This is a genomic window from Geobacillus sp. DSP4a (assembly GCF_013096875.1).
Classification (GTDB): Bacteria; Bacillota; Bacilli; order Bacillales; family Anoxybacillaceae; genus Geobacillus; species Geobacillus thermophilus.
Map to the genome: position 1 here is coordinate 25,937 of NZ_SDLD01000001.1, position 23,880 is coordinate 49,816.

General features: G+C 53.0%; 26 protein-coding genes and 1 pseudogene. 20 read left to right on the forward strand and 7 right to left on the reverse strand.

The window, feature by feature from the left end; all coding sequences use genetic code 11:
- Positions 1 to 39: 39 nt before the first annotated feature.
- The 5 genes and pseudogenes from ETC02_RS00120 to ETC02_RS00140 all read left to right on the forward strand — a co-directional run bounded on the left by ETC02_RS00120 (position 40) and on the right by ETC02_RS00140 (position 5,164).
- Positions 40 to 690: a glycoside hydrolase domain-containing protein gene (locus ETC02_RS00120; protein ID WP_050368457.1), complete on the forward strand. Its 651-nt coding sequence runs from the start codon at positions 40 to 42 to the stop codon at positions 688 to 690.
- Positions 691 to 809: 119 nt separating this feature from the next.
- Positions 810 to 983: pseudogene (locus ETC02_RS00125) on the forward strand (transposase); the annotation flags it as partial.
- Positions 984 to 1,107: 124 nt separating this feature from the next.
- Entirely contained in the window at positions 1,108 to 2,736 is a 1,629-nt protein-coding gene (locus tag ETC02_RS00130) for a diguanylate cyclase (RefSeq protein WP_063211120.1), read from the forward strand.
- A 119-nt stretch (positions 2,737 to 2,855) separates the two neighbouring features.
- Complete coding sequence (locus tag ETC02_RS00135; protein ID WP_235607739.1) at positions 2,856 to 3,758, forward strand: HEAT repeat domain-containing protein; 903 nt, start codon at positions 2,856 to 2,858, stop codon at positions 3,756 to 3,758.
- Entirely contained in the window at positions 3,755 to 5,164 is a 1,410-nt protein-coding gene (locus tag ETC02_RS00140; RefSeq protein WP_063211122.1) for a glycosyltransferase family 2 protein, read from the forward strand. The genes ETC02_RS00135 and ETC02_RS00140 overlap by 4 nt, the downstream gene beginning before the upstream one ends.
- Before the next feature lie 705 nt (positions 5,165 to 5,869).
- On the opposite strand, the gene ETC02_RS00145 is transcribed toward ETC02_RS00140, so the two are convergent.
- Both ETC02_RS00145 and ETC02_RS00150 read right to left on the reverse strand, forming a co-directional pair.
- Positions 5,870 to 6,304, reverse strand: coding sequence for a YkyB family protein (locus ETC02_RS00145; RefSeq protein ID WP_014195334.1), 435 nt, complete (start codon positions 6,302 to 6,304; stop codon positions 5,870 to 5,872).
- 68 nt (positions 6,305 to 6,372) lie between these two features.
- The gene (locus ETC02_RS00150) at positions 6,373 to 7,242 is read right to left on the reverse strand and encodes a metallophosphoesterase (protein WP_050368460.1); all 870 of its coding nucleotides are present in this window, start codon (positions 7,240 to 7,242) and stop codon (positions 6,373 to 6,375) included.
- Positions 7,243 to 7,390: 148 nt separating this feature from the next.
- On the opposite strand from ETC02_RS00150, the gene fadH reads away from it, so the two are divergent.
- The 9 genes from fadH (at position 7,391) to ETC02_RS00195 (ending at position 13,794) form a co-directional block, all read left to right on the forward strand.
- Positions 7,391 to 8,158 carry a 2,4-dienoyl-CoA reductase gene (fadH, locus tag ETC02_RS00155; protein WP_050368775.1) on the forward strand — a complete coding sequence of 256 codons (768 nt, stop codon included), beginning with the start codon at positions 7,391 to 7,393 and terminating at the stop codon, positions 8,156 to 8,158.
- 139 nt (positions 8,159 to 8,297) lie between these two features.
- A complete protein-coding gene (locus ETC02_RS00160) occupies positions 8,298 to 9,515 on the forward strand; it encodes an EAL domain-containing protein (protein ID WP_171697954.1) in 1,218 nt (405 codons plus the stop codon).
- Positions 9,516 to 9,563: 48 nt separating this feature from the next.
- The gene (locus ETC02_RS00165) at positions 9,564 to 9,797 is read left to right on the forward strand and encodes a hypothetical protein (protein WP_011230546.1); all 234 of its coding nucleotides are present in this window, start codon (positions 9,564 to 9,566) and stop codon (positions 9,795 to 9,797) included.
- Positions 9,798 to 9,922: 125 nt separating this feature from the next.
- Positions 9,923 to 10,120: an antirepressor AbbA gene (abbA, locus tag ETC02_RS00170; RefSeq protein ID WP_033008471.1), complete on the forward strand. Its 198-nt coding sequence runs from the start codon at positions 9,923 to 9,925 to the stop codon at positions 10,118 to 10,120.
- Positions 10,121 to 10,223: 103 nt separating this feature from the next.
- Positions 10,224 to 10,682, forward strand: coding sequence for a cyclic-di-AMP-binding protein CbpB (gene cbpB / locus ETC02_RS00175; RefSeq protein WP_033008473.1), 459 nt, complete (start codon positions 10,224 to 10,226; stop codon positions 10,680 to 10,682).
- A 72-nt stretch (positions 10,683 to 10,754) separates the two neighbouring features.
- Positions 10,755 to 11,465 carry a 2,3,4,5-tetrahydropyridine-2,6-dicarboxylate N-acetyltransferase gene (gene dapD / locus ETC02_RS00180; protein ID WP_033008474.1) on the forward strand — a complete coding sequence of 237 codons (711 nt, stop codon included), beginning with the start codon at positions 10,755 to 10,757 and terminating at the stop codon, positions 11,463 to 11,465.
- A gap of 57 nt (positions 11,466 to 11,522) precedes the next feature.
- Complete coding sequence (locus ETC02_RS00185) at positions 11,523 to 12,656, forward strand: N-acetyldiaminopimelate deacetylase (protein ID WP_033008475.1); 1,134 nt, start codon at positions 11,523 to 11,525, stop codon at positions 12,654 to 12,656.
- Between the two features lie 54 nt (positions 12,657 to 12,710).
- Positions 12,711 to 12,953, forward strand: a complete 243-nt coding sequence (locus tag ETC02_RS00190; RefSeq protein WP_033008477.1) for a YkuS family protein — start codon at positions 12,711 to 12,713, stop codon at positions 12,951 to 12,953.
- A gap of 178 nt (positions 12,954 to 13,131) precedes the next feature.
- Complete coding sequence (locus tag ETC02_RS00195) at positions 13,132 to 13,794, forward strand: potassium channel family protein (protein WP_050368461.1); 663 nt, start codon at positions 13,132 to 13,134, stop codon at positions 13,792 to 13,794.
- A gap of 71 nt (positions 13,795 to 13,865) precedes the next feature.
- On the opposite strand, the gene rnjA is transcribed toward ETC02_RS00195, so the two are convergent.
- The 3 genes from rnjA to ETC02_RS18025 all read right to left on the reverse strand — a co-directional run bounded on the left by rnjA (position 13,866) and on the right by ETC02_RS18025 (position 16,026).
- A complete protein-coding gene (rnjA, locus tag ETC02_RS00200; protein ID WP_171697955.1) occupies positions 13,866 to 15,533 on the reverse strand; it encodes a ribonuclease J1 in 1,668 nt (555 codons plus the stop codon).
- Positions 15,530 to 15,745, reverse strand: a complete 216-nt coding sequence (locus tag ETC02_RS00205) for a DNA-dependent RNA polymerase subunit epsilon (RefSeq protein WP_033008480.1) — start codon at positions 15,743 to 15,745, stop codon at positions 15,530 to 15,532. Before ETC02_RS00205 ends, rnjA begins: the two co-directional genes overlap by 4 nt.
- A 146-nt stretch (positions 15,746 to 15,891) precedes the next feature.
- Entirely contained in the window at positions 15,892 to 16,026 is a 135-nt protein-coding gene (locus tag ETC02_RS18025) for a hypothetical protein (RefSeq protein ID WP_255350129.1), read from the reverse strand.
- 183 nt (positions 16,027 to 16,209) lie between these two features.
- Here ETC02_RS18025 and ETC02_RS00210 point away from each other — a divergent pair, with 183 nt between their 5' ends.
- On the forward strand, positions 16,210 to 16,986 hold the full coding sequence (locus ETC02_RS00210; RefSeq protein WP_063330702.1) for a Cof-type HAD-IIB family hydrolase: 777 nt from the start codon (positions 16,210 to 16,212) through the stop codon (positions 16,984 to 16,986).
- A 56-nt stretch (positions 16,987 to 17,042) separates the two neighbouring features.
- Here ETC02_RS00210 and def read toward each other — a convergent pair whose 3' ends face one another.
- Positions 17,043 to 17,597 carry a peptide deformylase gene (def, locus tag ETC02_RS00215; protein ID WP_033008484.1) on the reverse strand — a complete coding sequence of 185 codons (555 nt, stop codon included), beginning with the start codon at positions 17,595 to 17,597 and terminating at the stop codon, positions 17,043 to 17,045.
- 527 nt (positions 17,598 to 18,124) lie between these two features.
- On the opposite strand from def, the gene pdhA reads away from it, so the two are divergent.
- The 5 genes from pdhA to ETC02_RS00240 all read left to right on the forward strand — a co-directional run bounded on the left by pdhA (position 18,125) and on the right by ETC02_RS00240 (position 23,369).
- Positions 18,125 to 19,234, forward strand: a complete 1,110-nt coding sequence (gene pdhA, locus ETC02_RS00220) for a pyruvate dehydrogenase (acetyl-transferring) E1 component subunit alpha (protein WP_033016215.1) — start codon at positions 18,125 to 18,127, stop codon at positions 19,232 to 19,234.
- A gap of 3 nt (positions 19,235 to 19,237) precedes the next feature.
- Positions 19,238 to 20,215 (forward strand): pyruvate dehydrogenase complex E1 component subunit beta, encoded by a 978-nt coding sequence (gene pdhB / locus ETC02_RS00225; protein ID WP_033008487.1) that lies wholly within the window; start codon positions 19,238 to 19,240, stop codon positions 20,213 to 20,215.
- Between the two features lie 73 nt (positions 20,216 to 20,288).
- Positions 20,289 to 21,575 (forward strand): dihydrolipoamide acetyltransferase family protein, encoded by a 1,287-nt coding sequence (locus tag ETC02_RS00230; RefSeq protein WP_063211132.1) that lies wholly within the window; start codon positions 20,289 to 20,291, stop codon positions 21,573 to 21,575.
- Positions 21,576 to 21,579: 4 nt separating this feature from the next.
- Complete coding sequence (lpdA, locus tag ETC02_RS00235) at positions 21,580 to 22,992, forward strand: dihydrolipoyl dehydrogenase (RefSeq protein ID WP_050368463.1); 1,413 nt, start codon at positions 21,580 to 21,582, stop codon at positions 22,990 to 22,992.
- Positions 22,993 to 23,126: 134 nt separating this feature from the next.
- Entirely contained in the window at positions 23,127 to 23,369 is a 243-nt protein-coding gene (locus ETC02_RS00240) for a hypothetical protein (RefSeq protein ID WP_033016256.1), read from the forward strand.
- A gap of 65 nt (positions 23,370 to 23,434) precedes the next feature.
- On the opposite strand, the gene ETC02_RS00245 is transcribed toward ETC02_RS00240, so the two are convergent.
- Positions 23,435 to 23,833, reverse strand: coding sequence for a DUF1885 family protein (locus tag ETC02_RS00245; protein WP_063211134.1), 399 nt, complete (start codon positions 23,831 to 23,833; stop codon positions 23,435 to 23,437).
- Between the last annotated feature and the right edge of the window lie 47 nt (positions 23,834 to 23,880).

The window sequence follows — 23,880 nt, forward strand, 5'->3', positions numbered from 1 at the left end:
ACATAACTATGGCAGCGTGACCGCAAAGGAGGGGGAAGGATGGTAAGAGGCATTTGGGGAGTCGATTCCGCGCAGGTGGTCACGGATCAGCTGTTTCAGTGCGTGCGAACCGAGCTCGGCTACCCGAAGTTTTGGGGCCGCTATTTGGTCGAGGTGCCGAACGTATCGGAAGGATTGACGCGGGAGGAGATCGCCCGCATTCGCAACTATGGGGTGAAAGTGCTGCCGATTTATAACGCCTTCCGCGAAGCGGTCGGCTATGCGAACGGTCAGGTGGCGGCGCGCAACGCGGTGTTCCATGCGCGGCGGCTCGGCATTCCGAAAAATAAACTGCTGTTTGCCAACATCGAAGACTTTTTCGCTGTGGATGCCGCTTGGATCGCTGCTTGGGTGGAAACGCTCTATCCGACCGGATACCGGCCGGGGCTGTACGCGGACCCGACGAAAGGGGATTTCGCCGTTGCCTATTGCGAGGCGGTCAGCCGGAACAACCAAGTGGCGGTGCAGGCGGTCATTTGGAGCGCCGCACCAAGGCCGGGAACGACGAAAGAGCAGAAAGCGCCGCGCTATCAGCCGGCTGCCCCGCCTTGCAGCGCGAATGTCTGGGTGTGGCAGTACGGGCGTGATGCAGAAGTCTGCCCGGTTGACACGAATTTAGCTGACCGACGCCTATTGGACTTTTTGTATTGAACAAAGCCGTTGCAAAAAGGCAGCGGCTTTTTTATGCGGCTGGGAAATTGTTGGCTGTTGCGCGTCTTTTCTTTTAATTTTTTTGCGGCTCTTCACCACAAGTTGTACTTGAGATTTTAAGAGTCAAACGAACAGACGAAATCATATCGTGCATTTTATCCCCTTATTCAAATAGGAAAATGGAGGGAACAAATAACAAGATCAAGCTGATGAAACGTCGGGGATACGGATACAGAAATATCCAGCGTTTTGCATGGCGGGTCCGGCTAGAAACAGCTAACATACTTTCATGACAGGTGCAAGTACAACTTTTGGTGATGAACCTTTTTTGCTTGGATCGATTATATTAGTAATAGAAAAAAAGGAGGATGTCAGTCGGTTGGGGAAAACGGAACGATGATCGAAAGGAGAGGGAATATGGATCGACCTGTCGCCTCACTGTTGGACCGCATCCATGAACAATACGAACGATGGAGGACAGAACCGCCGCTTGACGGTGTGGAATTGGCCCGATTTTTCAATGCTGTCGGCCGGACGGCGGCGGTGATTGGCCTTAGCGACATCGCTGCTGAAGCAGAGCGGCTCATTCACCGGTTGAACGGCCAAACGGAACGGCAATGGACAGCGGAGGAGGCGCTGATGGAGATGGTTCCTCTCCTTCGCTGCTTCTATGAAGCCGGGGAAGTGGCTTCTGCCACCATTCCCTCTTCGCACCGCCAAGGGCCGAAAGCAGCTATTCTCCTCTGTGGAAATGATCCCCTGTTTTTTGCTTACGTCCGCGGCGCCCTGCAAACCGTGCCATGGCGTTTCACGACGATTCCCTCCCTTGAGCAGGCGGCCGCGTCGATGTTTCGTCTCAGCCCGGATTGCATCATCGTCAGCGTGAAGGAGGGAGAGTGGGAGAATCCGGACTTGACGGTTTTGCTTGAGCGCGCCGGACAGCGCCCCTATCTTCCTGTTGTCATTGTGAGGAGAGACGAGGGCAAAGAGGGGCGGTTGAAAGGTTATGAGCTTGGCGCGGATGATGTCATCACCACCCCAGCGGCAGATGAGCTGTTCGTTCGCGTTCGCCGGCTCATTGAAAAAAAACGAAAAATCGATGACCTTGTGCTCATTGACGAATTGACAGGTGTGTATAACCGGAAGTATTTGCCGCGGGTATACACCCGCCTTCGGAGCGACCTCGAGCGTTACGGAGCGCCAAGCTGTTTGGCGTTGCTTGATTTGGACCATTTCAAACAAGTCAATGACCGTTTCGGCCACCTTGCAGGCGATGCGGTATTGCAAAAGCTGGCTGCCTTTTTGCGCCAACATACACGTGGAGTGGATACCGTCGTTCGCTTTGGGGGCGAAGAGTTTGTCGTTTGGCTGGCCAAAACGTCCAAAAGCGAGGCTCGTGCAGTGCTTGAGCGGCTGCAACGCCAGTTCGCCGCCGAAAAAATCGCGGCGGATGGCGCACTTCTATCATGTACGTTTTCCGCCGGCCTGGTTGAGTGTGATGAACCGGATCGGCCGCTTGACTATTGGCTGCGTCTGGCCGACAAGGCGCTGTATGCGGCGAAACGAGGCGGTGGCAATCGGATCGAAGAGGCGGCGCGTGAGAAAAGCGGTTCTTCGGATGAGGCCCCAAGCCAAGCATCAACGGATCGGCGGCGATGGGCGATTGCCATCGTAGACGACGATGAACTCGTGCGGATGATGATTGCTCATCTTGTCCGCAAGCTCGTCAATGAGCAGGGGAGGAAAGCGGACATTTACGAGTTTGGCGACGGCCTTTCGTTTCTCGAATCTCCGTTTTATCAAAGCGGGCGGCAATCTGTCGTCATTTTGGATCGGGTGATGCCAAAAATGGGCGGCCTTGAGGTGTTGAACCGCCTCCGTCAAGAGCGAAAGCCATACAAGGTGATGATGCTGACGTCGCGCCAAGATGAGCGGGATATTGCCCATGCGCTGAACCGAGGAGCGGACGAATATGTGACAAAGCCGTTTAAATGGCTTGAGCTTGAGGCGCGGCTGCGCCGGTTGTTGAAGGAGCTGGAGGAGTGATGGCGCTTTTTTCTGCCTTAGCCGCAACGATTGTTTTCCTTGCACTGTTAGTAAACCTATTTCTCTATTTGGTGGTGCGAAAATGGAGGGAAAATAGACGCCAGGCAGAGATCAGGGCTTTGAAAAAGCGGTTCCATCTTCCGCTGTTTCGTCATGTGCTCGGCGAAGAGGAAGAGCTGCCGTTGCCGTCTTCGCCGCTTGAGCGTGAGGCGATGATGGAGCTCCTTGACCATTTCGCTTCGCTCTTGAAAGGCGAACAGGTGCAGGAGAGAATCCGAACATTGGCGGAAAAGCATTTTCAAGGATGGCTGCGCCGCTGGTTGTCAAGTCGGGATTGGAGCGAGCGGATGAACGCACTGTTTTTGATAGAGGATTTGCAGATGAAGGCGATGTTGCCGGAGATGGAGCGATTGTACCGCTCCGACCGGGTGACGAGAGGAGAAGAAGCAAAACTGTTGACAATTTTTGCCCGATTTGACTATAGCCCAGTGGTGACCTACGTGCTTGAGCCGAAATACGAATTGACCGAGTTTGCGTACCGAGTTATTTTTGGCCATATGAGCGAGCGGCTGCTTCGACAGGTGGAACAGCGATTTGATGAACTGACGCGGGCGGGGAAGTGCGCGTTCGTGGATATGATCGGCATCCGCCGGCGCGAGGAGCGGTCGTTTTTGCTGGAGCTGTTGGCATCCGATGAGTCGGAACTTCGCGTTCGCGCGCTCAAGGCGATGGCGGAAATCGGCATGCCGCTTGAAGCGGAGAGGCTCAAGCAGCAGTTGTGCTCCTCCCATTGGCAAGAGCGGCTGATGGCTGCCCGCCTGGCGGGAAAATGCCGCGAAGAGCGGCTTCTTCCGTTGCTGTATGAGCGGCTTAGCGACCGTTCATTCGTTGTTCGTTCCGAAGCCGCCGCGGCCATCGCGCGTCTGCCGGGAGGCCGAACGGCGTTGCGCGCCGCGGCGCGCACAGCATCGGATCGTTATGCTCGTGATATGGCGAGGCAGTGGCTTGGAGGAGGAGAATGATAGTGGAAGCGTGGCGTTCGTTTCTTTGGGTCGCAGGACATATTGTACTGATTTACATGGTCATCGTTCTTCTTTTTTATGCCTTTTTGCTTGTTGTCTCGTTCATCCATTTGCGCCGCATTCATCGTCTTGATGACTGGGAGCCGTATGAAGAGCTGCTCGATGCGAGCTATGCCAAACCGGTGTCCATTCTTGTTCCCGCTTATAATGAGGAAGCGGGCATCGTCGGCTCGGTGCGGTCGCTGCTGGCTATTGAATATCCTGAGTACGAGGTCATTGTCATTAACGATGGATCGACTGACAAAACGCTTGAACGGCTGATTGAGCATTTTCATTTGCAGCTGGTCTATCGCGTCATTCGCCGCCAGCTGGACGCAAAGGAAATTAAGGCGGTTTATCAGTCGCTTAATTATCCCCATTTGTTTGTGCTGGATAAAGAAAACGGTGGGAAAGCGGATGCGTTGAACGCGGGAATCAACGCTTCTCGCTATCCATACATTTGCACGATTGACGGCGATTCGGTTTTGGAGCGGCGCGCGTTTTTGAAAGTGATGAAACCAATGCTTGAGTCCGACGGGGAGATCATCGCTTCTGGAGGAAGCGTCCACATCGCCAATGGCTGCCGGATTGAACGCGGTGAGATCGTCCAGGTTGGGTTGTCGCGGCGGCCGCTCGTCATTATGCAAACGATTGAATATTTGCGTGCGTTTTTGCTCGGCCGTCTCGGCTTAAGCCGCCACAACTTGCTGCTGATTGTGTCTGGGGCGTTCGGCGTCTTTTCCAAGCCTTGGGTGATTGAAGCAGGGGGATATGCTGATACAGTTGGCGAAGATATGGAGCTCGTCGTGCGTCTGCATCGACTGGCGCGGGAAAAAAACGAGGCGAAAAAAATCATCTACATCCCCGACCCGGTTTGCTGGACGGAAGCACCGGAAACGTATGGCGATTTGCGGAGGCAGCGGCGACGCTGGCATCGCGGGCTTTTGGAAAGCTTATGGATGCATCGATCGATGCTGTTCAATCCAAAATATGGCTCAATCGGCCTTCTTTCGCTGCCGTATTTTTGGTTCATTGAGCTTCTTGGTCCGATCGTTGAATTGATGGGCTATATTGTCGTTGTTTTCTCCTTATTTCTCGGAAACTTGTACGTCGAATTCGCTCTTTTGTTGCTGACGGTTTCGGTTTTGTACGGTTCGCTGTTATCAGCAGTAGCCGTCTTGCTTGAAGAGTGGACTGAGCGGGAGTTCCCGAGCATCTCTGATTTGGTGAAGCTGTTTTTCTTCGCGTTGACCGAGACGTTTTGGTACCGTCCGCTTACCGCTTGGTGGCGGTGCGAAGGGGTGATCGATGCCATTCGTCGAAAAAAACAATGGGGAAGCATAAAGAGGAAAGGGGTCTCAGCGTAGCCGACAGAACAGCGGCTGGCTTATTTGTTTTAGAAGGCCGGTGATTGAACAGGAAAGGCGGCCCAATCATGTTTCTCCTCAAATGGAGAAGCCTTACGGATATTGTTCTCCTCTTTATCCTATTTCGCGCAGGAGACTCCCACTTCAACGACCAAAGGGAGTAAGTGGGAGAGGAATGCGCGTTCCCCTTTTCTTTTGTGTATGATATAATAAAGGCGTGGAGAAAACCGTTTAATAAAGGCACTCCAATCACGGCTACTCGATGTATGGAGTTGGTTACAGGAAACGTTGTAACCGTAAAACATCGAGCGTAGATCCGTCTGTTGTGTGTGGAAGCCAAGTACTGCCAACAGACACACCGAGAGAATCGGTAACGATGCAGGCATGACCTGCGTCGTTGGGTAGTTGTCAACCTGCCCTGATGCAACCCCAAGTCAAGGAAGGAGGACGAAGTCCGCTTGTACTTCTGGGGAGTTGCAAGCCCCCACTTCAAGCGTTAGCTAAGTGGGGGTAGTTGACTCGAGAATCATCAATTTAGGGAAAATGGTTGCTTTTCACCGCCTCTTAGTGCAGCGAAAACGAGAGGGGACTTTCATTGCAAGACAGGGTGGGCGAAAAAGCAGGTTGAAGCAAAAGAGACATCGATGCCCCTGTTGCCGACCCGGCGCTAAGATGTGCCCACTGTTGAAAAAAACCGGCGTCCGCTTAATAGCGGTCGCCGAGCCGTTTAAATACGGGTCTTGTCAGCCGTTTCGGCTTTTGTTCCGGCTTTTCCTTCAGTCCGGTGTAGGCGATGAGAATGGCTTTTGCCTCTGACAGCGGCATCCGAGCTGGAGGGTTGCGGTATGAATCGTTGAGAGAGCCAAGGTGCGGAAGGGCGGCGAAATCCTGCTTTGTCGGAGGAATGTGGAAGTAGTAGTCGCCGACGGCGACAAGCACGTCGGATTGCTGTTGGCTGTATCTCGGATTGCGGGAAAAATGGAGGCCCACTTTTTTCGCCTTGCCCTCCTCAAGCAGCTTCTCGATCGCTTTTTTCTTCAGAAGATAAAGAAACGAAGGGTTCAATGCTGTTTTGGCATGGCGGTTGACGGTAAAAATCGCTTTGGCAATATTGTCGACCGTCAATTGCACCGGTTTCATCGGCATGTCTCCTTTTTTCTTTCTATTATAACATAGGAAGCGGTGTTGTTGCCCGGTTTGTCCTACTTCTATCCGGGGGTAAGCGAAAAAACGGTCAACTCCGGCGGAGCGAAGAAGCGAAGCGGCACCCTTGTTGTGCCAAGGCCGCGGTTGACGTACAACAAGAGTCCACCGACGTGGTAAAACCCTTCATAATACCGCTCAGACAACGGCGGCGTGATGAGCGGTCCGATAAACGGCAATTGAATTTGCCCACCATGGCTATGGCCGGACAGCTGCACGTGAATCGGGAGGCGGGATGTTTCCAAGGCGCCGTCCGGTTCATGGACGAGGGCGATCGTGTACGTTGCCGGCGGAATGCCATTTGTCATTTTCGACCAATCCGGACGGCCGAGCATCATATCGTCGCTGCCAGCGATGGCGATCGCGTGTTGGCCGCGGCGGATAAGCGCATGCTCGTTGACGAGGACGCGAAACCCAGCCCGCTCCATCAACCGGCGGTAAATGTCTGTTCCGTAACCGCCATGATCATGGTTGCCGTAGACGCTGAATTTTCCAAGCGGGGCCCGAAGGCGGGCGAGCGCTTCGGCGACCGCTTCTGTGTGCGGGTATCGGTTCGCCTCATGGAGCAGATCGCCGGTGAAGACGATCAAATCCGGCTCTAGCTTGTTAATTTGATCGATCACCTGGTCAAAGCGCTTTAATCCATAGTAATGACCGAGATGAAGGTCGCTGAATTGCAGCATCGTTGCGCCGGCAAACGACTTCGGGATGAGCGGGTGCGACAATGTATGGCGCGTTACAGACACGCAGGCCGGCTCGATCCAGCGGGCATAGCTGTACGCGGCCGTTGTGGCCAATGCGGCGGCTAGGCCGGTGCGCGCCAGCTTTTTTAAAAACGTGCGTCGGCTCATTTTTGCTGTCTCCATATGGTGCATCGTTCCGTCTGTCCTTTCATAAGCAGAATTATTATAACAAAAAACGGAAGATGAGGACAAGTAGAGAAAAAATAATGTTCGAATATTCGACCTTTTTATGATATGATGAAAAATGAATGAGTCATCAGTCATGTTAGGGGGAGAGAAAATGAATGGAAAAGTTGTGATCGTGACAGGCGGATCAAGCGGCATGGGCAAATATATGGCCAAGCGTTTTGTTTCCGAAGGGGCGAACGTTGTCATTACCGGAAGGAGAGCCGATGCGCTGGAAGAGGCAAAGCGAGAAATTGCTGCGCCTGATGGGGGGCGCGTGCTCACCGTGCCGATGGATGTGCGCAATCCGGAGCAAGTCGCCGAGATGGTGGGACGGGCCGATGCGGAGTTTGGCCGCATCGATGCTTTGGTGAACAATGCGGCCGGCAACTTTATTTGCCCGGCGGAAAAGTTGTCGATCAACGGCTGGAACAGCGTCATCAACATTGTGTTAAACGGCACGTTCTACTGCAGCCGGGAAGTCGGCAACTATTGGATTCAGCGTGGCCTGAAAGGAAATATCCTCAACATTATTGCGACGTACGCCTGGCACGCTGGCGCCGGGGTCATTCATTCAGCGAGCGCCAAGGCTGGAGTGCTGGCAATGACGCGCACGCTTGCTGTGGAATGGGGGAAAAAGTACGGCTTCCGCGTCAATGCGATCGCTCCCGGGCCGATTGAGCGGACCGGCGGGGCGGAGCGGCTTTGGGAATCAGAGGAAGCAGAGCGGATGACGTTGGAAAGCGTGCCGCTCGGGCGGCTCGGGACGCCGGAAGAAATCGCGGCGGTCGCTTCGTTTTTGCTTTCAGATGAAGCCGCTTACATTAACGGCGCTTGCATCACAGTTGACGGCGGCCAATGGCTGAACCGGCGGCCTTTTTAAAACATCGTTATGTTTTGGCGCGACATCAAGCAGACAGCGGTTTCCCAGCATTGGGCGGCCGCTTTTTTCATGCCGGGAAAAAGTTGGACAGTATGTTATAATAAAGGCAAAGACGGTCGACAAAAATGAGGTGAGCACGATGGATGCGTTAGACGTTATGGCCAATTTGTCGCAAGTCGTTCCGTACTACCAGCCGATTTTCAGCGCGGACGAGCACGGGGTCGTCGGATACGAAGTGCTCGGGCGCTTTCAAACGGAGGCGGGTCCGGTCAGCCTCGGACCGTTTTTCCACGATGACACGATTCCGGAAGAGTTTCGCATCGAAGTCGACGATGTGGTCACGAAAAAAGCGCTCGATTATTTTTTGGCGCTTGCGGATCAGACGCCGCTCATTTTTTTTAACCGCGACGCCAATTTGTTGATGCTCGATCGCGGCGAGTCGTTTTTGCAGCTGCTTCTTGCCTATGAGGCGAAAGGACTGGCGCTTGGCCGCATCGTATTAGAAATTAACGAGCAACATTTTAAAGGGGATGTCGATCAGCTCAACCATTTATTGACATACATCCGTACGTACGGTGTGAAAGTGGCGGTCGACAACATCGCTGAACATAGCATCAACTTGGAGCGGATCGGGGTGTTGTCGCCTGACATTTTAAAAATCGATTTGCGTGAATTGCGGAAAACGTCCGTTCATCAAGCATACCAGGAAATCGTTCACTCGATTTCGCTGTTGGCCCGCAAAATCGGAGCGACGCTCCTGTATGAGGACATCGAAACGTCATTTCAGCTTCAGTATGCTTGGCGGCATGGCGGCCGCTATTATCAAGGGTATTATTTGGCCAAGCCGGCGCCAGAGGTTGTGCCGCGCGATTTGTTGAAAGACTTGCTCCGCCAAGAGTGCCATCGCTTCATCCAGCAGGAAAAGAAAAAGCTTGAAACGCTGTATCAAATTGCTGAGCAGTTTCAGCAGCGGATCAGCGCGCTGCTTGGCAAATACAAAAAAGCCGCCGATTTTAACGAGCTCATTTCCCTGTTGGCCGGCGAGCTCGACGATGTTTGCTTCCGCATTTATGTTTGTGATGAGGACGGCTTCCAGCAGTCGGGCAATATGTTCAAGCGCGGCGGCCGGTGGGAGCTTCAGCCGCAATATTATATGAAAAACTGGAGCTGGCGCCCGTATTTTTTGGAAAACATTATTCGCATGCGCTCGCGCCGAAGAGGGATTTTGTCCGATTTATACACGGATATTGAAACAGGGGAAACGATCCGGACGTATTCGTATCCGATCGATGAGCGCCATTACTTGTTTATTGACTTGTCGTACAGCTATTTGTTTGAGCATGACGCCCATTATTGACTGCATAAAATCGCCTCATTGCGGCAAAGTAAACATGAGGTGAAACTTATGGCACAGTTAACTTTTGTGTTATCCGCCCTCTCTGTATTGATCGCGGTCATTGGGTTCGTCTATACGGTTCGCCTCGGACGCCAACAGCGTTGGCAAGGGGAGCTTGACGGGCCGATTCCGAAAACGGTCGAGGAGCATGCCTACTTGCGCAACCCGGTGTTCCTCGCTTACGTACTCGCTGTCTTGCTCGCCATTTTTGCCATTGGTTATTTGGCGTTGCGCTATTATTGAAAAAAAGGCCATTCCATTCATATGGGTGGCCTTTTTGCCTGTCCGCAAATGACGCTTTTTTCCACGACTTTTTTCCTTTGCCGGCGAATATATATGGAAGCGGAAGAGGCAAAGGGGGAATGAAGATGGGGAAGCGGCTGCCGCTTCAGCTGTCGGGCGAGGAAGCGTCACTGTTGCTCGAGGTGATGTTCAGCCAGCAGTACGCGCTGGAACTCGTCCGTTCTGAGCTGGCGGATATTGAAAACGGAGATAAAGAGGCCGATGAACAGAGATACCGGCAGCTGCTGCGTTTGTATGACCGGCTGCTGACCGAGGAAGGATAAAAACAAAGCTGATGCTATCGCTTGTAAGGAAGCGATAGTCTTTTTTATGGTATCATACAGGTGGAGAGGAGAAGATGCATACAGAGAAAGGCGGAACGGATGTATGAGCTTATTTGCAAATGAGGAATGGGCGAACATGACTGTCAAGTCATTTTTGATTCCAGCTGACAAAGTAGCGCACGTTCAAGTGGGCAATTATTTGGATCATGCGCTCCTCGTCCTCACGAAAACCGGCTACTCGGCGATTCCGGTGCTTGATACGTCGTACAAGCTGCATGGGCTGATTGGCATGACGATGATTATGGATGCGATTTTAGGGTTGGAGCGCATCGAGTTTGAACGGCTCGAGACGATGAAGGTCGAAGAAGTGATGAACCGAAACATTCCGCGCCTGCGGCTTGACGACCGGCTTTGGAAAGCGGTGGGGCTCATCGTTAACCATCCGTTTGTGTGCGTTGAGAACGAGGATGGCTATTTTGAAGGGATTTTTACCCGCCGCGAAATATTGAAGCAATTGAATAAACAGCTGCGGCGGCCAAATCAGGGCCGAAAACTTTTATGAATTGATGCTTGTCACCAACATCTTTGTTTTGCTAAAGTAAAAAAGAATACAGCATGAAGGAGGAAATCGCCGATGAAGATGATGGACGCCAATGAGATCATTTCGTTTATTCAAAACAGCAAAAAATCGACACCGGTTAAAGTATACATAAAAGGGGAACTCGAAGGCATCGATTTCGGCCCGAGCGCGAAACCGTTCATCACCGGCAACACCGGGGTCGTGTTTGGCGAATGGCAAGACATTCAAGCCGCAATCGCGGCGAATCAAGACAAAATCGAGGACTACGTCGTCGAGAACGACCGTCGCAACTCGGCCATTCCGCTGTTGGACTTAAAAGGAATCAAGGCGCGCATCGAGCCGGGCGCCATTATCCGCGACCATGTGGAAATCGGCGACAACGCCGTGATCATGATGGGAGCGGTCATCAACATCGGTGCGGTTGTCGGTGAAGGAACGATGATCGACATGAATGCGGTGCTCGGCGGCCGGGCGACGGTCGGAAAAAACTGCCATATTGGCGCCGGAGCGGTGTTGGCCGGAGTCATTGAGCCGCCATCGGCGAAGCCGGTGATCGTTGAAGACGATGTCCTTGTCGGCGCGAATGCTGTCATTTTGGAAGGCGTCACCGTCGGCAAAGGGGCGGTCGTCGCCGCCGGGGCGGTCGTCGTCGAGGATGTGCCGCCGTATACCGTTGTCGCCGGCGTGCCGGCGCGCGTCATTAAGCAAATCGACGAACAAACGAGAGCGAAAACGGAAATTAAACAAGAGCTTCGCCAGTTATAATGACGGGAAAAAAGCTGTCCGCTCACGGGGCAGCTTTTTTCCAATGGAGGAGAGAGGATGGAAGCGATCAGCCCATTTGTCGCCATTCGCCGCGACTTGCATAAAATTCCCGAGCTCGGGTTTCAAGAGTTTAAAACACAGCAATATTTGCTTCACTATATTCGGTCGCTGCCGCAAGAGCGGCTTCAAGTCCGGACATGGAAAACCGGGATTTTTGTCAAAGTCAACGGAACATCGCCGCAAAAAACGATTGGCTACCGCGCCGATATAGACGGGCTGCCGATCCGCGAGGAGACCGGTTTGCCGTACCGCTCTGAACATGAAGGGTGCATGCATGCGTGCGGCCACGATGTGCATATGAGCATCGCTCTTGGCGTGCTCACCCATTTCGCACATCATCCGATTCAAGATGACTTGCTGTTTATTTTCCAGCCGGCCGAGGAAGGGCCGGGCGGGGCGAAGCCGATGATGGAAAGCGACATCATGCAGGAATGGAGGCCGGATATGATCGTCGCCTTGCATATCGCCCCGGAATATCCGGTCGGCACTATCGCGACGAAAGAAGGACTGTTGTTTGCCAATACATCGGAGCTGTTTATCGATTTAAAAGGAAAAGGCGGACATGCAGCCTTTCCCCATTTGGCGAACGATATGGTCGTCGCTGCCTGCACGCTCGTCGTTCAGCTGCAGTCGATCGTCGCCCGCAACGTTGATCCGCTCGACAGCGCCGTCATTACGATCGGGAAAATTGCCGGGGGGACAGTGCAAAACGTCATCGCCGAACATGCCCGGCTCGAGGGAACGATCCGGACGCTGTCGCCTGCGGCTATGGAGGCGGTCAAGCGGCGGATTGAGGCGATCGTGCGCGGAATCGAAGTGGCCTACGAATGCGAGGCGGCGATCGATTACGGCGCCATGTACTACCAAGTGTACAACGATCCGGCGCTGACAGCGGAATTTATGCGGTTTGCCGAAGCGCATCCCGGTATGAACGTCATTCGCTGCAAAGAGGCGATGACCGGCGAAGATTTTGGCTATATGCTGGCGGAAATCCCGGGATTGATGTTTTGGCTCGGCGTGGATTCGCCCCATGGGTTGCACCATGCAAAGCTCACCCCAAATGAAGAGGCCATTGACCGGGCGATCGCCTTTTTAATTGATTATTTTTCATGGAAAGGGAACGCCGAATGAAGTATAGTTCCACCTCCATCAAGACACATTATGTATATGAGGAGGTGGAGTGTGATGGCGAAAATCGGTGTTGAGCAATCGCTGACCGACGTGCAGGAGGCATTGAGAGAAAGAGGGTATGAGGTTGTTCCGCTTGGCGGGGAACAAGATGCCCGGGGCTGCGATTGCTGCGTCATTACCGGCTTGGATGCAAACGTTGCCGGCATTCACAACATCGTCACGTCCGGTCCGGTCATTGAAGCGAGCGGGCTTACCGCGGAAGAAATTTGCCAAAAAGTTGAAGAAAAACTTCGCTAACGACGAAATTCATCGGGCTGTGTGCGCAGGCAGCCCGTTTTTTTGCGGAAAGGCGCGGTCCGGCCGATTAGAAAAAGGCAGCATGAGGAAAAAGAAGCGGAAGAACGTTTTCGTTCTCCTTCTTTTTTGATAGAATAAGGAAAAAAGCAATGATGGGCAAGCGATGGAGGAATCACTGATGAAAAAGAAACAGTTTGCCGTCATCGGCCTCGGGCGGTTTGGCGGCAGCATTTGCCGCACGTTGAGTGAACAAGGGATGGAAGTGTTGGCCATCGATATTGACGAAGACCGGGTGAACGAATTTGCGGCGGTCGCCTCACACGCCGTCGTCGGTGATACGACGGACGAAAATGTGTTGAAAAGCTTAGGCATCCGCAACTTTGACCACGTCATTGTCGCCATTGGCGACAACATTCAGGCCAGCATTTTAACGACGCTCATTTTAAAAGAGCTTGGCGTCAATCATATTACGGTCAAGGCAACGAACGATTACCACGAAAAAGTGCTGAAAAAAATCGGCGCCGACCAAATCGTGCATCCGGAGCGCGATATGGGCGAGCGGATCGCCCACAATTTGATTTCCAACAACGTGTTGGACTATTTGGAGCTGTCGGACAAATACAGCATCGTTGAAATCGTGGCGAGCGAGCGGCTTGACGGCCATTCGCTTTTGGAGCTAGACATCCGCGCCCGCTACGGCATCAACATTGTCGCCATCAAGCGTGGAACAAGCGTCATCGTCTCCCCGCTCGCTTCGGAAATCATCCGCAAAGGCGACGTGTTGGTCGTGATTGGCGCCGACAGCGACATTGACCGGTTTGAGGAAAAAGTGGTCGGTTGACGGCTGGCAGGCGGCCTGTGCATGATGATGACGGAAAAAGGGCATCCTTTTGCAAGGACGCCCTTTTTTCTTTAGATTTCCATGATGATCGGCAAAATCATTGGCCGCCGTCTCGTCCGCTCGTACAAGAACGGAGCGAGCGTTTCGGTGATTTCATTTTTAATTTCCGACCATTGATTCGTTTTCCGTTCCAGCACTTTTTCGAGATGCTTGGAGATCAACACTTGCGCTTCGCTGATTAAGTCACCTGACTCACGCATATAGACGAAGCCGCGAGAAATAATGTCCGGGCCGGCGGCGATTTTGAATTCTTTCATGTTGATGCTGACGACAACGATGACGAGTCCTTCCTCTGACAAAATGCGGCGGTCGCGCAAGACGATGTTGCCGATGTCGCCGACGCCGCTGCCGTCAATATAAACGGAGCCGGACGGAATTTTGCCGACGATGCGCGCCTCGTGTTCACTGATGCCGAGCACCTCGCCATTGTCCATAATAAAGCAGTTTTCCTCCGGCACGCCGCAGTCAATGGCGAGCTTGGCGTGCATTTTTTGCATCCGGTATTCGCCGTGGATCGGCATGAAATATTTTGGCTTCATGAGCCGGATCATCAGTTTTTGCTCTTCTTGCCCGCCGTGGCCGGACGTATGGATGTCGTTAAGCGGGCCGTGGATCACTTCCGCACCGGCTCTGTACAGCATGTTGATCGTCCGGTTGACGCTCACGGTGTTGCCCGGAATTGGCGATGAGGAGAAAACAACCGTGTCGCCTGGGATGATTTGAATTTGCCGGTGCGTGCCGTTGGCGATGCGCGACAACGCCGCCATCGGCTCGCCTTGGCTGCCGGTGCACAAAATCGTCACCCGATTGGCCGGCAGGCGGTTGATTTCGTTAGCGTCAACAAACGTGCCTTTTGGGCATTTGATGTAACCGAGTTCTTGGCCGATTTCAATCGCCGCTTCCATGCTGCGGCCGAAGACAGCGATTTTCCGGTTGTTGGCGACCGCCGCTTCGGTCACTTGTTGAAGCCGATGGATGTTGGACGCAAACGTTGCAAAAATAATCCGGCCGTTCACTTTGCGGAAAATGTCGTGGATGCTCTCGCCGACGCGCCGCTCGGACATCGTGAAATGCGGAATTTCACTGTTCGTGCTGTCCGAGAGCAAGCAAAGCACGCCTTCCTTCCCGATTTCTGCCATTTTTGTCAAATTTGCCGGTTCGCCGACCGGTGTAAAGTCGAATTTAAAGTCTCCTGTGTGGACGATTTGGCCAACCGGCGTTTTAACGACGATGCCGTAGCTGTCCGGAATGCTGTGCGTCGTCCGGAAAAAAGTGACCGCTGTTTTTTGGAAGCGAATGACATCCTCTTCGCGAATTTCAATGAGTTTTGCCTGACGCAGCAACCCGTGCTCTTCGAGTTTATTGCGGATGAGCCCGAGCGCCAGCTTGCCGCCGTAAATCGGGATGTTCACCTGCCGGAGCAAATACGGAATGCCGCCGATATGGTCTTCATGCCCATGGGTAATGAACAGCCCTTTCACTTTTTCCGCGTGCTTGACTAAATACGAATAGTCCGGGATGACGTAGTCGATGCCGAGCAATTCGTCTTCTGGAAACTTGATGCCCGCGTCAATCACAATAATTTCGTCTTGAAATTGTACGCCATATGTATTTTTCCCGATTTCACCCAGTCCGCCGAGGGCAAACACACCGACTTGCTGATCCGTTAATAGTTTCATGATGAGATCTCCAATACTTGAAAATTAGCGCTTTTCTTTTCGTACTCCAAATGCGCCCCCTCTAACGGCTGAATATACTCGATATTGATCGGACGGTTTTGCAGCTTTTGGCGTACTTCCCGCTCTGATTCTGCTTCAATGTAGAGTGTTTTCGTTTTTTCTCTCACGGGCACCTCTTCCGCGTTGTCTTGGTAAAACACTTTGAAAATCATGACCGAATCTCTCCTTATCGTACAATGATTGCTTTTCCATTATATAAAAATGCAACCCCGTTTTCATGTTTTTTGTCGTTCAAAAGCAAAAAACAGGCGGGAGGTGTGCCGACGGTACGTATCATCTTTGACGGATTTTGGCCGTTTCATTCGCCAAAGTGGGAAAGAAGCCCTTCCGTCCGAAGGGCTGTTGTTGGAACAGTTAGGCGATCAATTTTTTCCGGAGCAAATCTTTCCACTGTTGAAGCAGCTTTTTTTTCAGCTTTTTCAACATTTTTCATCACTCCTTACTTTTTATTGTACTCAATTTGCGACGAAAGTAAATGTTTCTATTATATATGTTATGTAGGTGGAGGCTTGTTTTTCATGGGTAAAAATGGAACGAGCCGTGTCTTTCGGTTGACATTCCAATTGTTTTTCAGTACGGTAAACAGTGAATACATTTTCGGCAAGGAGAAGAGAACGTGGGCAGAAAAATCGTGTTTTTCGACATTGACGGCACGCTGCTTGATGAACAAAAACAGCTGCCGCCATCAACCGTTGAGGCGGTCCGTCAGCTAAAACAGGCCGGCGTCTATGTCGCCATCGCCACCGGCCGGGCGCCGTTTATGTTTGCGGATGTACGCCGCCAGCTTGGGATCGACTCGTTCGTCAGCTTCAACGGGCAATACGTCGTTTTTGAAGGAACTGTCCTGCATAAGCGTCCGCTCCGCCGCGAGAAAGTGCGGACGTTGGCTGAGGACGCCCACCGCAACGGTCATCCGCTCGTCTTTATGGACGCGGAGGAAATGAGGGCGAGCGTCGGCGACCATCCGCACATTCATGTCAGCATGGGAAGCTTGAAGTTTTCCCACCCGCCTGTCGATCCCCTTTATTACGAAAACAATGACATTTACCAAGCGCTGCTGTTTTGCCGCGCCGCAGAAGAAGAACCGTACGTGCGCAATTATCCAGAATTCCGTTTTGTCCGCTGGCACGATGTGTCGACCGATGTGCTGCCGGCAGGGGGATCGAAAGCGGAGGGGATCCGCCTGATGATTGAGAAGCTCGGGATTGACAAAGGCGATGTGTATGCGTTCGGCGATGGGCTGAACGACATTGAAATGTTGTCGTTCGTCGGAACCGGCGTGGCGATGGGAAATGCCCATGAGGAAGTGAAACGGGTCGCCGATTTTGTAACGAAACCGGTCAGTGAAGAAGGCATATGGTACGGATTGAAACAATTGCAATTGATTCCATAAACAGCCGCCCCGCCGCTCATTCGGCGGGGCGGCTGTTTGGCATGGCCGGCCACGGTTCAGCGCCCGATCGGGATCGCCCCGTCTGGTACTTGGAACGGGTCGTCCGGATTGATGCGGTCATAAAACATAATGCCGTTTAAATGGTCGATTTCATGCTGGAAGACGATGGCTGGCAATCCTTTGAGGCGCAAGGTGACTTCCTCGCCGTCGAGCGTCGTGCCGGTGACCGTGATGCGGGCATAGCGCGGTACGTATCCGGGCACATCACGGTCGACCGACAGGCAGCCTTCCCCCGTCGTCAAATAACATTGCTGCACAGAGTGGCTGACGATTTTCGGATTGAACAAGGCATAGCTGTACAGCGTTCCGTTTTCATCAGTGACATGGACGGCAATCATCCGTTTGGAGACGTTGATTTGCGGAGCGGCGAGGCCGATGCCGGGCCGCAGGCCGTATTTGGCCGCCAGTTCCGGATCTTGGCTCATTTTCACATAGTCAAGCAAGCTTTGCAAAATGCGTTTGTCTTCCTCTGAAGGCGGCAGCGGAACGGGCTCAGCCACTTTCCGCAGCGTCGGATGCCCTTCTTTAATGATATCTTTCATGGTGATCATTCGCCTTTTCACTCCTGTCTCTCGCATCGCGGTCTACAGTGTTAGTCTAACAAAAATGCCTGTGCGCCGTAAATGAAAATGCGGCCGTCTGGAGATATTATCGGCGTATAAGGAATAATCGGAAAAGAAACTTAAGAAAGCGCTGTCAATAACGTGAACGGACATTGCGTTTTGCATTTCCCGAAAAATATAATACAGAATTAATACAGTGTTGTTTCGATGTAATATAACAGATGTTTTCAGGAATGTTCCTGATTCCAAATACAACCAGAAGACAAAAGGGAAAGCAACGGAAAATCAAAGTCGTTGACGGCGTGAAAAATAAAGTGTAAACTAAAACTTGCGAACAGACGCTGTGTTAATGAGGATATAAAAAATAGTAATACAGATGTCGGCGCCGTTTTCGGTTTCCGTTGCGCCAAGCGGCGGCTGCTTTTTATTTCTTCTTTCTTTTGGGTACATTAATAGTATATGGATGAAGACAGCCTGATTTCCAAATTTCTTGATGAAAGGCAGAGGTGAACAAGATGGGTGTAAAGACCTTCCAATTCCCATTTGCGGAGCAGCTCGAGAAAGTGGCCGAGCAGTTCCCGACATTTCAAATTTTGAATGAGGAAGGAGAAGTCGTCAATGAAGAGGCGATGCCGGAGCTGAGCGATGAGCAGCTGAAAGAGCTGATGCGCCGCATGGTGTATACGCGCATTCTTGACCAGCGCTCCATTTCGTTGAACCGCCAAGGGAGACTCGGGTTTTATGCGCCGACCGCCGGGCAGGAAGCGAGCCAAATTGCCAGCCATTTTGCATTGGAAAAAGAAGATTTTATTTTGCCGGGATACCGCGACGTTCCGCAAATCATTTGGCATGGGCTTCCGCTGTATCAGGCGTTTTTGTTCTCGCGCGGCCATTTCCATGGCAACCAAATTCCAGAAGGCGTAAACGTCCTGCCGCCGCAAATCATTATCGGCGCCCAATACATCCAAGCAGCTGGTGTGGCGCTCGGCTTGAAAATGCGGGGCAAAAAAGCAGTGGCGATTACATATACGGGCGACGGCGGCACGTCGCAAGGCGATTTCTACGAAGGGATCAACTTTGCGGGGGCGTTTAAGGCGCCGGCCATCTTTGTCGTGCAAAACAACCGCTTTGCCATCTCGACGCCGGTCGAAAAGCAAACCGTTGCCAAAACATTGGCGCAAAAAGCAGTCGCCGCCGGCATTCCGGGCATTCAAGTTGACGGCATGGACCCGCTTGCGGTCTACGCAGCGGTCAAAGCTGCTCGCGAGCGCGCCATTAACGGCGAAGGGCCGACGCTCATTGAAACGCTCTGCTTCCGCTATGGCCCGCATACGATGTCCGGTGACGATCCAACGCGCTATCGTTCGAAAGAGTTGGAAAACGAATGGGCGAAGAAAGACCCACTCGTGCGTTTCCGCAAGTTTTTAGAGGCGAAAGGCTTGTGGAGCGAAGAAGAAGAAAACAACGTTATTGAACAGGCAAAAGAAGAGATTAAAGAAGCGATCAAGAAAGCGGACGAAACGCCGAAGCAAAAAGTAACCGACTTGATCAGCATCATGTTTGAAGAACTGCCGTTCAATTTGAAGGAGCAGTATGAAATTTACAAAGAGAAGGAGTCGAAGTAAGCCATGGCGCAAATGACAATGGTTCAGGCGATCACCGATGCGCTGCGCATCGAGTTGAAAAATGATCCGAACGTGCTCATTTTCGGGGAAGACGTTGGGGTCAACGGCGGCGTATTCCGGGCGACGGAAGGGCTGCAGGCCGAATTTGGCGAAGATCGCGTTTTTGACACGCCGCTCGCCGAATCAGGAATCGGCGGCTTGGCGATCGGTTTGGCGCTGCAAGGGTTTCGCCCGGTGCCGGAAATCCAGTTTTTCGGCTTCGTGTATGAAGCGATGGATTCGATTTGCGGGCAAATGGCGCGCATCCGCTATCGTACGGGCGGACGCTACCATATGCCGATTACGATCCGTTCTCCGTTTGGCGGCGGCGTCCATACGCCGGAGTTGCACTCAGACAGCTTGGAAGGGCTTGTCGCCCAACAGCCAGGCTTGAAGGTTGTCATTCCGTCGACGCCGTATGATGCGAAAGGGCTGCTCATCTCGGCGATTCGCGACAACGACCCGGTCATTTTCCTTGAACATTTGAAGCTGTACCGTTCGTTCCGTCAGGAAGTGCCGGAAGGGGAATACACGATTCCGATCGGCAAGGCGGACATTAAGCGGGAAGGAAAAGACATCACGATCATCGCGTACGGCGCCATGGTGCATGAATCGTTAAAAGCGGCGGCAGAATTAGAGAAGGAAGGCATTTCTGCCGAAGTCGTCGACTTGCGCACCGTGCAGCCGCTCGATATTGAAACGATCATCGGTTCGGTCGAAAAAACGGGCCGCGCCATTGTCGTTCAAGAAGCGCAACGGCAGGCTGGCATCGCCGCTAACGTCGTGGCGGAGATTAACGAACGCGCCATCTTAAGCCTTGAGGCGCCGGTGTTGCGCGTAGCCGCTCCGGACACGGTCTATCCGTTTGCTCAGGCGGAATCGGTATGGCTGCCGAACTTTAAAGATGTAATCGAAACGGCGAAAAAAGTGATGAACTTCTAACAGCGGACAAATTCGGGGGAGCGGAACGCCTTCCCCCGCCCATTTTCGGCAAACGATAGGAGGTAGACAGACAGTGGCTTTTGAATTTAAGCTGCCGGACATTGGCGAAGGCATCCACGAAGGTGAAATTGTCAAATGGTTTGTGAAACCGGGCGATGAAGTGAACGAAGACGATGTATTGTGCGAAGTGCAAAATGACAAGGCGGTTGTCGAAATTCCCTCCCCGGTCAAAGGGAAAGTGCTTGAAATCCTCGTCCCGGAGGGAACAGTGGCAACGGTCGGGCAAACGCTCATCACGCTCGATGCGCCGGGTTATGAAAACATGACGTTTAAAGGACAAGAGCAAGAAGAAGCGAAAAAAGAGGAAAAAACGGAAACGGTGTCGAAAGAGGAAAAGGTTGACGCTGTCGCTCCCAATGCACCGGCAGCTGAAGCGGAGGCTGACCCGAACCGCCGCGTCATCGCCATGCCGTCCGTGCGCAAGTATGCGCGCGAAAAAGGCGTCGATATTCGGCTTGTCCAAGGAACGGGCAAAAACGGCCGCGTCCTGAAAGAAGATATTGACGCTTTCCTTGCCGGCGGCGCAAAACCGGCACCGGCCGCAGCGGAGGAAAAAGCGGCGCCGGCGGCAGCGAAACCGGCGGCGCCAGAAGGCGAATTCCCGGAAACGCGCGAGAAAATGAGCGGCATCCGTCGGGCGATCGCCAAGGCCATGGTGCATTCGAAACATACGGCCCCGCACGTGACGCTGATGGACGAAGCCGATGTGACGAAGCTTGTTGCTCACCGGAAAAAATTCAAGGCCATTGCCGCAGAAAAAGGCATCAAGCTAACGTTTTTGCCGTACGTCGTCAAAGCGCTCGTTTCCGCGCTGCGTGAATACCCAGTGTTGAATACGTCCATTGATGATGAGACGGAAGAAATCATCCAGAAGCATTATTACAATATCGGCATCGCCGCTGATACGGACCGCGGCTTGCTTGTACCGGTCATTAAACATGCCGATCGCAAGCCGATTTTCGCCTTGGCGCAAGAAATCAATGAGCTCGCCGAGAAAGCGCGCGACGGCAAACTGACGCCGGGAGAAATGAAAGGCGCTTCGTGCACGATTACAAACATCGGTTCGGCCGGCGGGCAATGGTTTACGCCGGTTATCAACCATCCGGAAGTGGCGATTCTTGGCATCGGCCGCATTGCCGAAAAACCGATCGTCCGCGACGGGGAAATTGTCGCCGCACCGGTGCTGGCGCTCTCGCTCAGCTTTGACCACCGGATGATCGACGGAGCGACGGCGCAAAAAGCGCTCAACCATATCAAACAGCTGTTAAGCGATCCAGAATTATTATTAATGGAGGCGTAAAACGATGGTAGTTGGCGATTTTGCAATTGAAACGGAAACGCTTGTCGTCGGCGCCGGTCCTGGCGGGTATGTCGCCGCCATCCGCGCCGCGCAGCTCGGACAAAAAGTGACGATTGTGGAAAAGGGCAATTTAGGCGGCGTCTGCTTAAATGTTGGCTGCATCCCGTCAAAGGCGCTGATCTCCGCAAGCCACCGCTATGAGCAGGCGAAGCATTCCGAAGAAATGGGCATTAAGGCGGAGAACGTCACCGTCGATTTTGCCAAAGTGCAAGAATGGAAAGCAAGCGTCGTGAAAAAATTAACGGGCGGCGTCGAAGGGCTGTTAAAAGGAAACAAAGTAGAGATCGTCAAAGGGGAAGCGTATTTTGTCGACGCCAATACGGTGCGTGTCGTCAACGGCGACAGCGCGCAGACGTATACGTTCAAAAACGCGATTATCGCCACCGGCTCGCGCCCGATTGAGCTGCCGAACTTCAAGTTTTCCAACCGCATTCTTGACTCGACGGGAGCTCTCAACCTTGGGGAAGTGCCGAAATCGCTCGTGGTCATCGGCGGCGGCTATATTGGCATCGAACTCGGTACGGCTTACGCCAACTTTGGGACGAAAGTGACCATTTTAGAAGGAGCCGGCGAAATTTTGTCCGGTTTTGAGAAGCAAATGGCTGCCATCATCAAGAAGCGCCTGAAGAAAAAAGGCGTTGAAGTCGTGACGAACGCATTGGCGAAAGGGGCCGAAGAACGCGAAGACGGCGTCACGGTCACGTATGAGGCGAATGGCGAAACGAAAACGATTGACGCCGACTATGTGCTCGTCACCGTCGGCCGCCGGCCGAATACGGACGAGCTTGGGCTCGAGCAGCTCGGCGTGAAAATGACAGACCGCGGCTTGATCGAAGTCGATCATCAATGCCGCACGAGCGTGCCGAACATTTTTGCGATCGGCGACATCGTTCCAGGTCCGGCGCTCGCCCATAAAGCGTCGTATGAAGGAAAAGTGGCTGCGGAAGCCATCGCCGGCCATCCGTCGGCAGTCGATTACGTGGCCATTCCAGCCGTTGTCTTCTCCGATCCGGAATGCGCGTCGGTCGGCTATTTTGAGCAGCAGGCGAAAGACGAGGGCATTGATGTCATTGCCGCGAAATTCCCGTTTGCTGCCAACGGCCGCGCCTTGGCGCTGAACGATACGGACGGCTTCTTGAAGCTCGTTGTCCGCAAAGAGGACGGCGTCGTCATTGGTGCGCAAATCATCGGTCCAAATGCTTCTGACATGATCGCCGAGCTTGGGCTCGCCATTGAAGCCGGCATGACGGCGGAAGACATCGCTTTGACGATCCATGCCCATCCGACGCTTGGCGAAATCGCCATGGAAGCGGCGGAAGTGGCGCTTGGCACACCGATTCATATCATTACGAAGTAACTGTGAAACGACCGGGCTTGGCCCGGTCGTTTTTCTTATCATGCGGGAATGGCGCATTTCTTGTCCTGTTTTTCATACTATTTTCCGCTTTCGTTTCATATCGTTATGGTAAAGAAAAGCGGGAGATGGAAATGATGAAAGCGTATGTCGCCTTTTTGCTGCAAATGATGATTTGGAGCAGTTTTTCCTTGATCGAGTGGCTGTCGGGGCGGGATCGGCCGTTTTTCCGCGGCTTGATGTTGTGCGTCTTCATGTACATAGCGTTTTTACTGGCGCGCCAGCTCGGCTTGGCGACGCGCAAAGCGCTCCTTACAACAGCTGCCACGGCGGCGGTGTATTTTACCGGCCAGCATTTCATATGGCAATCTATTCCATGATCTACCCCTTGGGTGCGGAAGCGGCGCGGTTCGGCGAACAAAAAACAGCGGTCCCATGCCGCTGTTTACGCGCGGCCGAACGACATCGTCCGGCCGCTGAATAAACGCAGTTCGCCGCCAAGCGTTTTGGCCATCCATTTGCTGAATTCGTTTGCTTTTCCTTTGTCCCCGTGCGTTGCTCCCGGCGCCAATGCCAGCTCAATCCATGTTTCTTCTCCGGCTGTCCGCACGGCAATGGCCATCCCTTTGTATAAGCGGCCGTCGCCTTGCAAATAAAGAACGTGGTCGCGTTCATGCACCGTGTATGAAAAGGCTGCCTGCTCGTACGCCCATCCAAGCTGCTCCCCCGTTTTGCGCAGCGCGGCTCGGTAACGTTCGAGCAACTGTTTGATTTCCTCGATGCTGATCGATTTTCCCCCAGCAGCTTTAGGCTTGCATTCAACGCCCTTCTCTCCTTTCGCCATCTTTTTGTCTCTCTCGTCTTCATTGTACCATGTTTTTCCGGACTGCG

Excerpts from the sequence above, each read along its gene's own strand:
- ETC02_RS00120 (WP_050368457.1), top strand. The coding sequence starts at position 40 with ATGGTAAGAGGCATTTGGGGAGTCGATTCCGCGCAGGTGGTCACGGAT.
- ETC02_RS00130 (WP_063211120.1), top strand. The coding sequence starts at position 1,108 with ATGGATCGACCTGTCGCCTCACTGTTGGACCGCATCCATGAACAATAC.
- ETC02_RS00140 (WP_063211122.1), top strand. The coding sequence starts at position 3,755 with ATGATAGTGGAAGCGTGGCGTTCGTTTCTTTGGGTCGCAGGACATATT.
- ETC02_RS00145 (WP_014195334.1), bottom strand. The coding sequence starts at position 6,304 with ATGAAACCGGTGCAATTGACGGTCGACAATATTGCCAAAGCGATTTTT.
- ETC02_RS00150 (WP_050368460.1), bottom strand. The coding sequence starts at position 7,242 with ATGCACCATATGGAGACAGCAAAAATGAGCCGACGCACGTTTTTAAAA.
- fadH (WP_050368775.1), top strand. The coding sequence starts at position 7,391 with ATGAATGGAAAAGTTGTGATCGTGACAGGCGGATCAAGCGGCATGGGC.
- ETC02_RS00160 (WP_171697954.1), top strand. The coding sequence starts at position 8,298 with ATGGATGCGTTAGACGTTATGGCCAATTTGTCGCAAGTCGTTCCGTAC.
- ETC02_RS00165 (WP_011230546.1), top strand. The coding sequence starts at position 9,564 with ATGGCACAGTTAACTTTTGTGTTATCCGCCCTCTCTGTATTGATCGCG.
- abbA (WP_033008471.1), top strand. The coding sequence starts at position 9,923 with ATGGGGAAGCGGCTGCCGCTTCAGCTGTCGGGCGAGGAAGCGTCACTG.
- cbpB (WP_033008473.1), top strand. The coding sequence starts at position 10,224 with ATGAGCTTATTTGCAAATGAGGAATGGGCGAACATGACTGTCAAGTCA.
- dapD (WP_033008474.1), top strand. The coding sequence starts at position 10,755 with ATGAAGATGATGGACGCCAATGAGATCATTTCGTTTATTCAAAACAGC.
- ETC02_RS00185 (WP_033008475.1), top strand. The coding sequence starts at position 11,523 with ATGGAAGCGATCAGCCCATTTGTCGCCATTCGCCGCGACTTGCATAAA.
- ETC02_RS00190 (WP_033008477.1), top strand. The coding sequence starts at position 12,711 with ATGGCGAAAATCGGTGTTGAGCAATCGCTGACCGACGTGCAGGAGGCA.
- ETC02_RS00195 (WP_050368461.1), top strand. The coding sequence starts at position 13,132 with ATGAAAAAGAAACAGTTTGCCGTCATCGGCCTCGGGCGGTTTGGCGGC.
- rnjA (WP_171697955.1), bottom strand. The coding sequence starts at position 15,533 with ATGAAACTATTAACGGATCAGCAAGTCGGTGTGTTTGCCCTCGGCGGA.
- ETC02_RS00205 (WP_033008480.1), bottom strand. The coding sequence starts at position 15,745 with ATGATTTTCAAAGTGTTTTACCAAGACAACGCGGAAGAGGTGCCCGTG.
- ETC02_RS18025 (WP_255350129.1), bottom strand. The coding sequence starts at position 16,026 with ATGAAAAATGTTGAAAAAGCTGAAAAAAAAGCTGCTTCAACAGTGGAA.
- def (WP_033008484.1), bottom strand. The coding sequence starts at position 17,597 with ATGATCACCATGAAAGATATCATTAAAGAAGGGCATCCGACGCTGCGG.
- pdhA (WP_033016215.1), top strand. The coding sequence starts at position 18,125 with ATGGGTGTAAAGACCTTCCAATTCCCATTTGCGGAGCAGCTCGAGAAA.
- pdhB (WP_033008487.1), top strand. The coding sequence starts at position 19,238 with ATGGCGCAAATGACAATGGTTCAGGCGATCACCGATGCGCTGCGCATC.
- lpdA (WP_050368463.1), top strand. The coding sequence starts at position 21,580 with ATGGTAGTTGGCGATTTTGCAATTGAAACGGAAACGCTTGTCGTCGGC.
- ETC02_RS00240 (WP_033016256.1), top strand. The coding sequence starts at position 23,127 with ATGAAAGCGTATGTCGCCTTTTTGCTGCAAATGATGATTTGGAGCAGT.
- ETC02_RS00245 (WP_063211134.1), bottom strand. The coding sequence starts at position 23,833 with ATGGCGAAAGGAGAGAAGGGCGTTGAATGCAAGCCTAAAGCTGCTGGG.